Annotated in this window: 12 protein-coding genes and 1 rRNA gene; 10 read left to right on the top strand and 3 right to left on the bottom strand. The window is 72.9% G+C overall.

Going from position 1 to position 12,893, the window contains the following annotated elements:
* A 5S ribosomal RNA gene (gene rrf, locus AB0H71_RS33170) occupies window positions 1-92 on the top strand; the annotation flags it as partial.
* 111 nt (window positions 93-203) lie between these two features.
* Here rrf and AB0H71_RS33165 read toward each other — a convergent pair.
* Window positions 204-2,183 carry a hypothetical protein gene (locus tag AB0H71_RS33165; protein ID WP_357029272.1) on the bottom strand — a complete coding sequence of 660 codons (1,980 nt, stop codon included), beginning with the start codon at window positions 2,181-2,183 and terminating at the stop codon, window positions 204-206.
* A 78-nt stretch (window positions 2,184-2,261) separates the two neighbouring features.
* On the opposite strand from AB0H71_RS33165, the gene AB0H71_RS33160 reads away from it, so the two are divergent.
* On the top strand, window positions 2,262-3,116 hold the full coding sequence (locus AB0H71_RS33160) for a hypothetical protein (RefSeq protein WP_357029269.1): 855 nt from the start codon (window positions 2,262-2,264) through the stop codon (window positions 3,114-3,116).
* Window positions 3,117-3,134: 18 nt separating this feature from the next.
* On the opposite strand, the gene AB0H71_RS33155 is transcribed toward AB0H71_RS33160, so the two are convergent.
* On the bottom strand, window positions 3,135-3,284 hold the full coding sequence (locus AB0H71_RS33155) for a hypothetical protein (protein WP_357029266.1): 150 nt from the start codon (window positions 3,282-3,284) through the stop codon (window positions 3,135-3,137).
* Window positions 3,285-3,386: 102 nt separating this feature from the next.
* On the opposite strand from AB0H71_RS33155, the gene AB0H71_RS33150 reads away from it, so the two are divergent.
* From AB0H71_RS33150 to recN, 5 genes are read left to right on the top strand one after another with little or no spacing between them, the layout of a single operon-like run.
* A complete protein-coding gene (locus AB0H71_RS33150) occupies window positions 3,387-4,385 on the top strand; it encodes an HAD-IIA family hydrolase (RefSeq protein WP_357029263.1) in 999 nt (332 codons plus the stop codon).
* Window positions 4,382-4,645, top strand: coding sequence for a hypothetical protein (locus AB0H71_RS33145; protein WP_357029260.1), 264 nt, complete (start codon window positions 4,382-4,384; stop codon window positions 4,643-4,645). Before AB0H71_RS33150 ends, AB0H71_RS33145 begins: the two co-directional genes overlap by 4 nt.
* A complete protein-coding gene (locus AB0H71_RS33140; RefSeq protein WP_357029257.1) occupies window positions 4,646-5,467 on the top strand; it encodes a TlyA family RNA methyltransferase in 822 nt (273 codons plus the stop codon).
* Complete coding sequence (locus AB0H71_RS33135; RefSeq protein ID WP_357029254.1) at window positions 5,464-6,426, top strand: NAD kinase; 963 nt, start codon at window positions 5,464-5,466, stop codon at window positions 6,424-6,426. Before AB0H71_RS33140 ends, AB0H71_RS33135 begins: the two co-directional genes overlap by 4 nt.
* The gene (recN, locus tag AB0H71_RS33130; RefSeq protein WP_357029251.1) at window positions 6,404-8,179 is read left to right on the top strand and encodes a DNA repair protein RecN; all 1,776 of its coding nucleotides are present in this window, start codon (window positions 6,404-6,406) and stop codon (window positions 8,177-8,179) included. The genes AB0H71_RS33135 and recN overlap by 23 nt, the downstream gene beginning before the upstream one ends.
* A 50-nt stretch (window positions 8,180-8,229) precedes the next feature.
* Here recN and AB0H71_RS33125 read toward each other — a convergent pair whose 3' ends face one another.
* Window positions 8,230-8,649 (bottom strand): SRPBCC family protein, encoded by a 420-nt coding sequence (locus AB0H71_RS33125; protein WP_357029248.1) that lies wholly within the window; start codon window positions 8,647-8,649, stop codon window positions 8,230-8,232.
* 158 nt (window positions 8,650-8,807) lie between these two features.
* On the opposite strand from AB0H71_RS33125, the gene steA reads away from it, so the two are divergent.
* The 3 genes from steA to AB0H71_RS33110 all read left to right on the top strand — a co-directional run bounded on the left by steA (window position 8,808) and on the right by AB0H71_RS33110 (window position 12,891).
* Window positions 8,808-10,022 carry a putative cytokinetic ring protein SteA gene (steA, locus tag AB0H71_RS33120; RefSeq protein WP_357029245.1) on the top strand — a complete coding sequence of 405 codons (1,215 nt, stop codon included), beginning with the start codon at window positions 8,808-8,810 and terminating at the stop codon, window positions 10,020-10,022.
* Between the two features lie 10 nt (window positions 10,023-10,032).
* On the top strand, window positions 10,033-10,977 hold the full coding sequence (locus AB0H71_RS33115; protein WP_357029242.1) for a copper transporter: 945 nt from the start codon (window positions 10,033-10,035) through the stop codon (window positions 10,975-10,977).
* A 195-nt stretch (window positions 10,978-11,172) separates the two neighbouring features.
* Window positions 11,173-12,891 (top strand): CTP synthase, encoded by a 1,719-nt coding sequence (locus tag AB0H71_RS33110; protein ID WP_357029239.1) that lies wholly within the window; start codon window positions 11,173-11,175, stop codon window positions 12,889-12,891.
* Window positions 12,892-12,893 lie beyond the last annotated feature (2 nt).

The raw sequence follows: 12,893 nt of genomic DNA, 5'->3' as shown, positions 1-12,893 counted from the left end.
CGCCCGGTCCCATTCCGAACCCGGAAGCTAAGCCTGCCAGCGCCGATGGTACTGCACTCGACAGGGTGTGGGAGAGTAGGACACCGCCGGAACAAATTGTCAGATCAGGGGATCCACCGAGGTGGGTCCCCTGATCTCGTTTCGGGGCTCGATCGCACCCGCCGGCAGGCGGGTGCTTCGTGCTGCCCGCAGCATGGTTGAATTCAAGAGCGAACATACTTCTCCCGGCGGGCCCGGGAATTCGGAAAGGGAACATCGTGCCGGAACGGAACGACGACCGGAAGCCCTTCCGGCGTGACGCCTCGCAGGGCGACTCCGACCGGCGCGGCTCGGGTGATTCCCGCCGAAACGACAACCGCCAGGGCGGTTTTCGTCGCAATGACGACCGCGGTGGCAGCTCCCGCGGCGGCGATTCCGATCGCGGATCCTCGCGCGGTGGAGACAGTGGTTTCCGCCGTAGTGGGGATCGCGACGGTGGATTCCGGCGCGACGATGATCGCCCGGGTTACCGGCGCGACAACCGCGGCGGCGGCCCGCGCCGCGAGGGCGGGTTCCGGCGCGACGACCGCGGGGATCGGCCGGACAGCCGCGGCGGTGGTTATCAGCGCGGGAGCGACGATCGTCCGGGAGGTGGCAGCGGTTTCCGCCGGGACGATCGGGACGGCGGGAACCGCCACGGCGGGGATCGGCGGGATGATCGCGACAGCGGATTCCGTCGTGATGACCGTGGTGGCGACAATCGCGGCGGCGGGTACCAGCGCGGTAATGATCGAGACGGCGGGTTCCGCCGGGGCGGCGACAGTGACAACCGGGGCGGCGGTTTCCGCCGGGACGGTGGTGACCGGAGCGGCGGTTTCCGGCGCGACGGTGGCGACCGTGAAGGCGGCTTCCGGCGCGGCAGCGATAATCGCGAAGGCGGGCACGGCCGCGGCGGGGACAATCGCGAGGGCGGCTTCCGGCGCGACAACAACAGCCATGACGGCGGCTTCCAGCGCGGTGGCAACAGTGGTGGCCGCGAAGGTGGCTACCGGCGCGATGGTGACAGCCGCGAGGGCGGTTTCCGACGCGGTGGCGACAGCGGGAATCGCGACGGTGGATTCCGGCGCGACAACGACAGCCGCGAGGGTGGGTTCCGCCGGGGCGGCGACAGCGGATTCCGGCGGGATGATCGCGGGAGCGGCAATCGGCGCGACGACCGCGGAGGCGGGTTCCGGCGCGACGATCGGGACGCCGATTCTCGGCGCGATGATCGGGACAGCAACTCCCGGCGCGATGACCGCGGCAGTGGGTTCCGTGGCAATGACCGCGACGACCGGCGCGACGGCGGGTTCCGCCGGGGCGGCGATCGTGAAGGCGGCTACCGCAACGATGACCGCGCGGGTGGATTCCGGCGCGACGAAGGCTCCCGCAGGGACGATCGTCCCGGCGGCGGGTTCCGGCGGGACGATCGCGACGGCGGTTCCCGCGGGGGCTACGGCTCCGGTGGCTCGAATCAGGGTGGCTACCAGCGTGGCGGGGACCGTGACGGTGGGTTCCGGCCCCGGAGTGAAGGCAAGGGCGGGTTCCGCCGGGACGGGGATCGGGACAGCAGCCGGTCCGACGACCGTGGCGGGAATCGGCAGGGCGGGTTCCAGCGCGACGGTGATCGGCCGGCGGTCAACCGGGGCCGGGAATTCCGGCGGAACGACCGCAATCGGAGTGATCGCGGAAGCGAGGAGCGGGCGAACGATGTCGATGCCCGCGCGGACGAGCTCGGTCGTGCGAACGAGCGTGACGACCGCGCCGGTTCTTTCGATGACCGGGTAGACGACCGGGAGGACGCGCGCGATGACCGTGCGGACGTCCTCGACGATCGCGCCGACGGCGTCGATATTGCCGCCGACGGTGCTGATGAGCGTGCGGACAAGATCGCTCAGCGCGAGGGTGGGGCTGACGCCCGCGACGGCGAAGCAGACGCCCGCGAGAGCGGTGCTGAGGCTCGTGACAGCGGTGCTGAGATGCGTGACAGCGGTGCTGAGGCTCGTGAGCGCGGTGGCGAGGCCCAAGAGAGCGGCGATGCTGAGGGCTCCGGTGACCGGGTAGACGGTGTCGACGCTCGGGAAGGTAGCGACGACGACGCGGACCGCGCCGATGAGCGGGACGCCGATGTCCGCCCGGCCAGCGGCGGGGACCGTGAGGATCACGGCGGCCGTTCGGGTGGTGCCGGTGAGCGCGACGACAACCCGGAGTCCGGCGATCGAGCCGGTGCCGCGGAAGGCGTCGTGGCGCAGGCCGAGGCCGACCGCGGTCCGCGGAGCGGCGCCGGGGAATCCGATGCCCCCGCGGCGAGCGCCGGCGAACCGGACAACGACGAACGCCGCGGGTACAACCGCGCCGGAGGCGACGACCGCCGCCGCGGCGGCGAGGGCGCCCGCGTCGGCCGCACCCTCGACCGCCGCCCCCCGCGCCCGGAGGAGCCGGACCTCCCGGACGACATCCAAGCCTCCGACCTGGACCCCACCATCCGCCGCGACCTCCTGAGCCTGGACAAGGGCAATGCCGAGACCGTCGCCAGGCACCTCGTGATGGCCGCCGACCTCATCGCGGACGACCCCGAGCTCGCGCTGGCGCACGCCAGGGCGGCGCGGCAGCGCGCGGGCCGGATCGCGGTGGTCAGGGAGACCGCGGGCGTCACCGCGTACCACGCGGGTGAGTGGGCGGAGGCGCTCTCCGAGCTGCGGACCGCGCGCCGGATGTCCGGCGGCTCGGGGCTGCTCGCGGTCATGGCCGACTGCGAGCGCGGCCTCGGCCGCCCGGAGCGCGCCATCGAGCTCGCGCGCAGCGAGGAGGCGCGCGCGCTGAAGGGCGAGGAGGCCATCGAGCTGCGGATCGTGGTGGCGGGCGCGCGGATGGATCTCGGCCAGGTCGACCAGGCCGTGGTGACGTTGCAGACCGCCGATCTGGATCCGGCGCGCAGCGGCTCGGCGTACGCGCGGCTGTTCTACGCCTACGCGGACGCACTGGTCGCGGCGGGGCGGACCGACGAGGGGCTGACCTGGTTCCTCAATGCGGCGGCCGCCGACACCGAGGGCGATACCGACGCCGAGGACCGCGCCGCGGAGCTCACCGAGAACTGAACCTGTCGGTGGCCCCCGCTACAGTGCGGGGGTCTCGTCGAGGAGCCCGGGCACACCCGGGTGGCCGGTCCGCGTTGGCGGCTCGTCCGGATTGGTGACGACCGGGGCCCGTCGTGGCGCCCGGGTGACGATGAGCACGGCGATCCCCGCGCTCGGTTCTGCGACCATGAGGACGAGACGGTGGCACATCCGTGCCGCGCGCGCCCGCAGCGGGTGCGTCCGATGGACCGGTTCGGCCGGATCCGAGCGCCGAGACGAAACGAGGGTGGAGTGACCCGGCTACGAGACGGTTACCGAGCATTGCTGCTCGACCTGGACGGCACGCTGTACCGCGGCGCCGCGGTGATCCCCGGTGCGCCGGAGGCGCTGCCCGCGGGCTCGGCGCAGCAGCTCGTCTACGTCACGAACAATGCCAGCCGCAGCCCGGCGGCCGTGGCCGCCCATCTCACCGAACTCGGCTTCGCCGCCGGTACCGACGACGTGGTCACCAGTGCGCAGGCCGCCGCCCGGCTGCTCGCCGAGCGGGTGCCGGCGGGCGCCGATGTGCTCGTCGTCGGCACCGATGCGCTCGCGGCCGAGGTCCGCGGCGCCGGCCTGAATCCGGTGCGGCGCTTCGACGACGCGGTTCCGGCCGCCGTGGTGCAGGGGCATTCGCCGGAGACCGCCTGGCCCGATCTCGCGGAGGCCGCCTACGCCGTGCGGGCGGGGGCGCACTGGGTGGCCGCCAATACCGACCGCACCCTGCCGAACGAGCGCGGACTGGCACCGGGCAACGGCTCCATGGTGGCGGCGCTGCGGGCCGCGACCGACGCCGAGCCGGAGGTGGCGGGCAAACCCTTCGCGCCGCTGCTGGAAGACGCGATGACCAGGGCGGGGACGCGGGCCGCGCTGGTCGTCGGGGACCGGCTGGACACCGATATCGAGGGCGCCAACCGGGTCGGGCTGGACTCGCTGCTCGTGCTCACCGGTGTGAGCACCCTGGACGAGCTGGCCACCGCGCCGCCGGAGCACCGGCCCAGCTATGTCGCGCTCTCCCTGGACGCGCTGAACCACCCGGTCGCGGCCGAGGCGGTGGAGCTCGGCTCGGCCGCGCTCGGCGCGCTGCTCGACGCCGAGCCCGGCCGCGCCTTCCCGGTGCGCGGCGGCGCGGGCGACCGGGCGGCGAACAGTGCCCGGACCGGCGGTGCCACGGCGGGAGCGGCGGCGGCGGAAAGCGGTGCGGCCACGGGCAACGGCTCCGGAAATCCGATAGCGTTGAGCGCACGATGACTACACCGACGCCGCGTCCGCACCCCGGCCCGCACGGCCACCGCCCGGGGCTGCCGCTGCCGGGCAGCCACCTGCCCGGTGCCGGACCGGAGCCCGCCGATCCGGAGCGGGTGCGAGCCGAGGTGCGCGAGCTGCTCGCCGAGCTGGAGGCGGGCGCGGGGCACGCGGATGCGGGGGTGGATCTCATCCGCCGGGCGAAGATCCTGGAACAGGCGCACGACGTGCTGGTCGAGGCGCTCGCCACGGTGGACAAGATCTGAGTGGCCAGGCGTGCGCGCGTTGACGCCGAGCTGGTCCGCCGCGGCATGGCCCGCTCGCGGGAACACGCGGTCGAGTTGATCACCGCCGGTCGCGTTCTGATCAACGGCTCGGTCGCCGCGAAGGCGGCGACGGCGGTCGAGACCGGAACGCCGCTGCTGGTCCGCGCCGAACCGGACGAGGTCTCCTGGGCCTCGCGGGGGGCGCACAAGCTGCTCGGCGCGCTGGCCGCCTTCGAACCCGCGGGGCTGACCGTGGCCGGGCGGCGCTGCCTGGACGCGGGCGCCTCCACCGGCGGCTTCACCGACGTCCTGCTCTCGAAGGGGGCGGCGCACGTGGTGGCGGTCGACGTCGGGTACGGGCAGCTGGTGTGGCGGCTGCAGAGCGACGAGCGGGTGACGGTGCTCGATCGCACCAATGTGCGGAACCTGACGCCGGCGGCGGCCGGCGGGCCGGTCGAGCTGGTGGTGGGGGATCTGTCGTTCATCTCGCTGGGGCTGGTGCTGCCCGCGCTCGCCGCGTGCGCGGCGCCGGGCGCCGATCTGGTGCCGATGGTCAAGCCGCAGTTCGAGGTCGGGAAGGACCGGGTCGGCTCCGGCGGGGTGGTGCGGGATCCCGCGCTGCGCGCGCAGGTGGTGTGCGAGGTCGCGGCCGCGGCGGCGGCGCTCGGGCTGCGGACCCGGGCGGTGACGGCGAGCCCGCTGCCCGGCCCGTCCGGCAATGTCGAATACTTCCTGTGGTTGCGGAACGAGGGCCCGGTCACCGACGACCCGGCCGCGGTCGCCACCATGGTGCAACGGGCCGTCGAGGAGGGACCACAGTGAACGCGGGAACGCCGCTCAGCGGCCGGGAGATCCTGCTGGTCGCGCATCCCGGCCGGGCCGAGATCATCGAGACCGCGCATCGGGTCGCCAAGATCTTCGCCGACGCCGGGATCGGGCTGCGGATCCTCGCCGACGAGGCCGACAGCACCCGGTTCGAGGGCGCGGTCGGCAGCGACGGCGCGGTGCGGGTGGTCGAGCACGGCCCGGCCGCCGCCGTCGGCTGCGAGATGGTGCTTGTCCTCGGCGGCGACGGCACGCTGCTGCGCGCGGCCGAGCTGGCCCGCCCCGCCGCCACCCCGGTGCTCGGAATCAACCTGGGCCGCATCGGCTTCCTCACCGAGGCCGAGGCGGAGAACCTGGACGAGGCGCTGGCCCAGGTGGTGCAGCACGACTACCGGGTCGAGCACCGGATGACCATCGACGTCACCGTCCGGGTGGACGACGAGATCGTCGAAACCGGCTGGGCGCTCAATGAAGCCAGCATCGAGAACGCCTCCCGGATCGGGGTGCTCGAGGTGGTGCTCGAGGTGGACGGCAGGCCGGTCTCGTCCTTCGGCTGCGACGGCATCCTGCTCGCCACCCCGACCGGCTCCACCGCCTACGCGTTCTCCGCGGGCGGGCCGGTGGTCTGGCCGGAACTGGAAGCGCTGCTGGTGATCCCGAGCAATGCGCACGCCCTGTTCGCGCGGCCGCTGGTCACCAGCCCGGAGTCGCGGATCGCGGTCGAATCGGTCGCGACCGGACACGATGCGATAGTTTTCCTGGATGGCAGGCGCACGCTGGCGCTGCCGCGCGGCAGCCGCGTGGAGGCGGTCCGCGGAGCCGAACCGGTGCGCTGGGTGCGGCTGGACTCGGCGCCCTTCGCGGACAGAATGGTGCGCAAGTTCCAATTGCCCGTGACAGGCTGGCGAGGCCGGCGGCGAACGGAGAGCACGAGTGCTGACAGAGATCAGGATTGACGGTCTCGGCGTCATATCCGCCGCGACCGCGCAATTCCACGAGGGGCTGACCGTCCTCACCGGCGAGACCGGCGCGGGCAAGACCATGGTGGTCACCAGCCTGCACCTGCTCAGCGGGGCGCGGGCGGACGCCGGGCGGGTCCGCCTCGGGGCCGAGAAGGCCGTGGTGGAGGGGCGATTCACGGTCGACGAGCTGAACGAGGCGGCGCGCACCGAGGTGGGCGCGGTGCTGGAGTCGGCGGCCGCCGAGGCCGACGACGACGGCAGCGTCATCGCCATTCGCACGGTCGGCAAGGACGGGCGCTCGCGGGCGCACCTCGGCGGGCGCGGGGTTCCGGCGTCGGTGCTCGCCGGGTTCACCGCGCCGCTGCTCACCGTGCACGGGCAGAACGATCAGCTGCGGCTGCAGCGGCCGGAGCAGCAGCTGGCCGCGCTCGACCGCTTCGCGGCGGAGACCGTCGAGCCGCTGCTGCGCGGCTACCGCAAGCACCGGAAGGCCTGGCTGGCGGCGCGGGAGCGGCTGCTGGAGCGCACCGCGCGCAGCCGGGAGCTGGCGCTGGAGGCGGATCGGCTGACGCACTCGCTCACCGAGATCGACGCCGTGCGGCCGGAGCCGGGCGAGGATCTGCGGATCGTGGACGAGGTGCGCAGGCTCAGCGACCTGGACTCGCTGCGCGAGGCCGCGGTGGTGGCGCACGACGCGCTGGCCGGGCCCGCCGACGCGCCCGACGCGGGGTCGGGGGCGCTCGAGCTGCTCGGGACCGCGCGGGCGCGGCTGGAGGGTGCGGAGGATCCGGCGCTCACCGCGCTGGCGCCGCGGCTCGCCGACGCCATCGCGGTGGTGGTGGATCTGACCACCGAGCTCAGCGGGTACCTCTCCGACCTGCCCTCCGACCCCGGCGCACTGGATTCGCTGCTCACCAGGCAGGCCGAGCTGAAGACGCTGACCAGGAAGTACGCCGCCGACGTGGACGGGGTGCTCGCCTGGGCGGAGGAGTCGCGGGCCCGGCTCGCCTCGCTGGACGTCTCCGAGGAGGCCATCGCGGCGCTGGCCGCCGAGGTCGACGCGGCCGCCGAGAAGGTGCGGGCGGCGGCGGTCAAGCTGAGCGCCGCGCGGACCAGGGCCGCGGGCAAGCTCGCCGCTGCGGTGAGCGCGGAGCTGGCCGGGCTGGCCATGGGCAAGGCGCGGCTGGAGGTGACGGTCAGGCAGCTGGTGGCGAGTGCGCAGGATTCGGCGCCGCTCACCGTGGACGGTGTCGAGCTGCACGCCGGGTCGGCCGGGGTGGACGAGGTGGAGTTCCGGCTGTCCGCGCACTCCGGGGCGCAGTCGCTGCCGCTGAGCAAGAGCGCCTCCGGGGGTGAGCTCTCCCGGGTGATGCTGGCGCTCGAGGTGGTGCTCGCCGGCTCCGATCACGGCGCGACCATGGTCTTCGACGAGGTGGATGCCGGGGTCGGCGGCCGGGCCGCGGTCGAGATCGGGCGCAGGCTCGCCCGGCTGGCCCGCACCCACCAGGTGATCGTGGTGACGCACCTGCCCCAGGTGGCGGCGTTCGCCGACACCCACCTGGTGGTGAGCAAGTCGGACGACGGGAAGGGGCGGGTGGACAGCGGGGTGCAGTCGCTGGACCGCGAGGAGCGGGTGGTCGAGCTCGCGCGCATGCTCGCCGGGCTGGACGACACCGAGACCGGTCGCGCGCACGCCGAGGAGCTGCTCGAAACCGCCCGCGCCGAACGCGAACCCGCCAGCGCCTGAACGCGCGAGGGCGCCCGGCCGTCAGGCCGGGCGCCCTCGAAAAGCCTGCGTCAGCGGACCGCTTTCTGCGCGCCCTTGATCATGGTGGTGATCAGGTTGCGCAGCCCCAGCTCCAGCACCTTGCCGGGCAGCGGCAGCTTGGGCTCGGACTCCATGGTGTAGCTGACCAGCGTGCCCCCGTCGGTGTCGGCGAAGGTGACGACGCCGATGTGCCGCTTCACCGGCGCCCCGGCGACGACCTTGTACGCCATCCGCTCGTTCGGCACCAGCTCGGTGATCTCCTCGGTGATCCCGACCCCGCCGACGCCGATGAGGTGCTGCGCGCCGACGCCCTCGCGCTCCGTGCTGCCCGGCCGCTTCAGGGTGATGTTCACCGCCAGGTGCGGGCTCAGGCTCTCGCGGTTCGCGAAGGTGCGGTAGACGACATCGCGCGGGGCGGCGACGACGGCATCGACGGTGGTGCTGGCCATAGAGACGGCTCTCCTCGGGTCGGACTGTCTGTGACAGGAGCATATCGGGTTGGCTGCGGGTTCGCCGGAGTGCCCGGAGTGGTATCACTGTGACGAATGTGGCGCCGGATGCGGCGCGCCTCCACCTCTGGTCGAGGGTTTGTGGTCATCATCGGCCCATGAAGATGCCGGCGCTGCTCTCGCGGAGTTCCGAAACGCTGCCTGGTCGCTCCGGAATAGCCAGGGTGGATCGCAATACTCGGCGGCTGCTGAAACGGGTCGGGCCCGGCGATATCGCGGTGCTCGACGAGATGGATCTGGACCGGGCCACCGCGGACCGGCTCCTGGAGGCCGGCGTCGTCGCCGTCGTGAACACCTCGCCCTCGATCTCCGGCCGGTACCCGAACCTGGGCCCCGAGGTGCTGGTCGCCAATGACGTGCTGCTGCTGGACACGCTCAGCTCGGATGCCTTCTCCAAGATCAAGGACGGCGCCAAGGTCCGGATCCACGACGGCACCGTCTACGCTGACAAGCTGGTGAAGAAGGAGCCGGAGGCGCTGGTCGACGGCATCGAGCTCACCGAGTCGGTGGTGGGGGACCGGATGATCGAGGCCCGCAACGGGCTCGCCGACCACCTGGCGGCCTTCGCCGGCAACACCATCGAGTTCGTGCGCACCGAGAGCAGCCTGCTGATCGACGGCGTCGGCGTGCCGGCGCTGACGCTGACCATGAAGCAGGCGCACGTGGTCGTGGTCGGCGACGGCCCGGACCACGCCGACGACCTGCGCAGCCTGAAGCCCTTCGTCAAGGAGTACGCGCCGATCATGGTCGGCGTCGGCCGCGGCGCGGACACGCTCGTGCGGCAGGGGTACAAGCCGGATCTGATCGTCGGCGACCCGGACGAGATCACCACCAAGACGCTGCGCGCCGGCGGCGAGGTGATCCTCCCGGCCGACACCGACGGCCACGCCAAGGGGCTGGAGCGGATCCAGGATCTCGGCATCGGCGCCACCACCTTCCCGTCCTCCGGCTCGCCGACCGATCTGGCGCTGCTGCTCGCGCACCACCACGGCGCGGCCATGATCGTCACCGCGGGGGCGGCGGCCTCGCTGGACGAGTTCTTCGACCGGGGCCGCAAGGACAGCAACCCGGCCACCTTCCTCACCCGGCTCAAGCTCGGCACCTCGCTGGTCGACGCCAAGGCGGTGGCCACGCTGTACCGGCACCGGAGCTCCGGCGCGGCGCTGGCGCTGGTGGTCCTGGCCGCGCTGATCGCGGTGATCGTCGTGCTGGTCGCCTCGGACAGCACCGGCACCGTCCTGGACTGGGGCATCGACACCTGGAACCGCTTCGCCGTCTGGGTGCAGGGCCTGGCCGGCGCGGGCGACAACTGAGGGGACCGCGATGATCTCGCTGCGCCAGCACGCCATCTCGATCGTCGGGATCTTCCTCGCGCTCGCGCTCGGCGTGGTGCTCGGCTCGCAGACGCTCGCCGCCGACCTGCTCGGCGGGCTGCGCTCGGACAAGGCGGAGCTGCGCACCCAGCTGGACGCCGCGACCGAGCAGAACCGGCTGCTCAGCGCGCAGTTGTCCGCCGCCGACGACTTCCTGACGAAGTCCGCGGGCGCGGTGGTGCAGGGCACGCTGACCGACCGGACCGTGCTGGTCTTCACCACGCCGGACGCGGCGCCGGAGGACGTGGACAAGGTGAGCCGGAACCTGGAGTCGGCCGGCGCCGCCATCACCGGGCGGATCGCGCTGAACACGCCGTTCCTGGACACCGGCGAGGGCGATCGGCTGCGCAGCGCGCTGATCAACGTGATCCCGGCCGGCGCGCAGCTGCGCACCGGCGCGACCGACCAGGGCAGTATCGCCGGTGACCTGCTCGGGCAGGTGCTGCTGCTTGACCCGGTGACGGCGCAGCCGCGCAGCACGCCGGAGGAGTTCGGGCTGGTGCTGGAGACGCTGCGCGGGGGCGGGTTCCTGGCCTACGGCGAGGATCCGGTGCGCGCGGGGCAGCTCGCGGTGGTGATCACCGGCGACATGCCGGACGCCGCCGACGGCAGCCGCGGGGTCTCGCTGGCGCGGTTCGCCGGTGGGCTGCGCTCGGCGAGCGCGGGCGTGGTGCTGGCCGGGCGGCCCGGCTCGGTGCAGGGGCAGGGCCCGATCGACGTGGTGCGCTCGGACACCCCGCTGGCCGCCGCGGTGACCACGGTGGACAACCTCGACCGGGAGATCGGCCGGGTCACGGCGGTGCTCGGGCTCGGCGAGCAGCTGAACGGTGGCGCCGGGCGCTACGGCACCGGCCCCAAGGCGACGGCGCTGACGCTGAAGGCGCCGTCGAGCTGACGACCGGCTTCCGCAGCCCGTCGAGCGGCTCCCGATCCCCGGCGGGCGCGCGGTGCGGATCGAAGCGGGGTCGCCGGTCGCGCGCGACGCAACTCACAGCGGCGCGCCCGGCGCATGACCCGGACCCTGGCGACTTTCCGGCAAACCCGCGTGGCGGGTGAGCGCCGAGCCGGGCGCATGTTACCGTGAAGACCCGTGGGTCAAACACGGATTCAGGCGCGAACAGCCACGAAGCACATCTTCGTCAGCGGTGGCGTCGCCTCCTCACTGGGCAAGGGTCTTACCGCTTCCAGCCTCGGTCAGCTGCTGACCGCACGGGGGCTCCGGGTGACGATGCAGAAGCTCGACCCCTACCTCAACGTCGATCCCGGCACCATGAACCCCTTCCAGCACGGCGAGGTGTTCGTGACCGAGGACGGCGCCGAGACCGATCTGGACGTCGGTCACTACGAGCGCTTCCTCGACCGCGACCTCTCCAGGGACGCGAACGTCACCACCGGGCAAATCTATTCGACGGTGATCGCCAAGGAGCGGCGCGGCGAGTACCTGGGCGACACGGTGCAGGTGATCCCGCACATCACCGACGAGATCAAGAGCCGCATCCTGGCCATGAGCGCCCCCGACGCCGAGGGCATCATCCCGGACGTGGTGATCACCGAGATCGGCGGCACCGTCGGCGATATCGAGTCGCAGCCGTTCCTGGAGGCGGCGCGGCAGGTCAGGCACGACGTGGGCCGGGAGAACGTCTTCTTCCTGCACGTCTCGCTGGTGCCGTACCTGGCGCCCTCCGGCGAGCTCAAGACCAAGCCGACGCAGCACTCGGTGGCCGCGCTGCGCAGCATCGGCATCCAGCCGGACGCGCTCATCCTGCGCTGCGACCGCGAGGTGCCGCAGGGGCTCAAGAGCAAGATCGCGCTCATGTGCGACGTGGACGTGGACGGCTGCATCTCCACCCCGGACGCGCCGTCGATCTACGACATCCCCAAGGTGCTGCACCGCGAGGGGCTCGACGCGTACGTGGTGCGCCGGCTCGGGCTGCCCTTCCGCGACGTCGATTGGACGGTCTGGGGCGACCTGCTGGACCGGGTGCACTCGCCGCGCGAGACCGTCGAGGTGGCGCTGGTCGGCAAGTACGTCGACCTGCCCGACGCCTACCTCTCGGTCACCGAGGCGCTGCGCGCGGGCGGCTTCGCCTCCCGGGCCAAGGTGCAGATCCGCTGGGTGCAGTCGGACGACTGCGCGACCCCGGCCGGCGCGGCCGCCGCGCTGCGCGACGTGGACGCGGTGCTCATCCCCGGCGGCTTCGGCATCCGCGGGATCGAGGGCAAGGTCGGCGCCATCACCTACGCCCGCACCCGCGGGCTGCCGCTGCTCGGGCTCTGCCTCGGGCTGCAGTGCGTGGTGATCGAGGCGGCGCGCTCGATCGGGCTGGCCGAGGCCAACTCGGCCGAGTTCGAGCCGGAGACCCCGCACCCGGTGATCTCCACCATGGACGACCAGAAACAGATCGTGGCGGGCGAGGCCGACCTGGGCGGCACCATGCGGCTCGGCGCCTACCCGGCGGTGCTGGCGAAGGGGTCGCAGGTGGCGCAGGCGTACGGCGCGGACCAGGTCTCCGAGCGGCACCGGCACCGGTACGAGGTGAACAACGCCTACCGGGACCGGATCGGGAAGAGCGGGCTGCGGTTCAGCGGCACCTCGCCGGACGGGCGGCTGGTGGAGTTCGTCGAGCTGCCCGCCGACAAGCACCCGTTCTTCGTCGCCACCCAGGCGCACCCCGAGCTCAAGAGCCGCCCGACCCGGCCGCACCCGCTCTTCGCGGCGCTCATCGCGGCGGCGCTGAAGTACAAGCTGGCGGAGCGGCTGCCGGTGGATATTCCGGACGAAGAGTTCGCGAGCGCGGAACAGGGCTGAGC

Origin of the sequence: Nocardia sp. NPDC050697 (assembly GCF_040654395.1) — a bacterium.
Taxonomy (GTDB): Bacteria; Actinomycetota; Actinomycetes; order Mycobacteriales; family Mycobacteriaceae; genus Nocardia.
The sequence above is the reverse complement of the archived record's forward strand: the minus strand, read 5'-3'. Positions and strand labels throughout refer to the sequence as shown.

What these genes read in the sequence shown, in the direction of transcription:
- steA (WP_357029245.1), top strand. Translation starts at nt 8,808, where the DNA reads ATGAAGATGCCGGCGCTGCTCTCGCGGAGTTCCGAAACGCTGCCTGGT.
- AB0H71_RS33145 (WP_357029260.1), top strand. Translation starts at nt 4,382, where the DNA reads ATGACTACACCGACGCCGCGTCCGCACCCCGGCCCGCACGGCCACCGC.
- AB0H71_RS33125 (WP_357029248.1), bottom strand. Translation starts at nt 8,649, where the DNA reads ATGGCCAGCACCACCGTCGATGCCGTCGTCGCCGCCCCGCGCGATGTC.
- AB0H71_RS33155 (WP_357029266.1), bottom strand. Translation starts at nt 3,284, where the DNA reads ATGGTCGCAGAACCGAGCGCGGGGATCGCCGTGCTCATCGTCACCCGG.
- AB0H71_RS33115 (WP_357029242.1), top strand. Translation starts at nt 10,033, where the DNA reads ATGATCTCGCTGCGCCAGCACGCCATCTCGATCGTCGGGATCTTCCTC.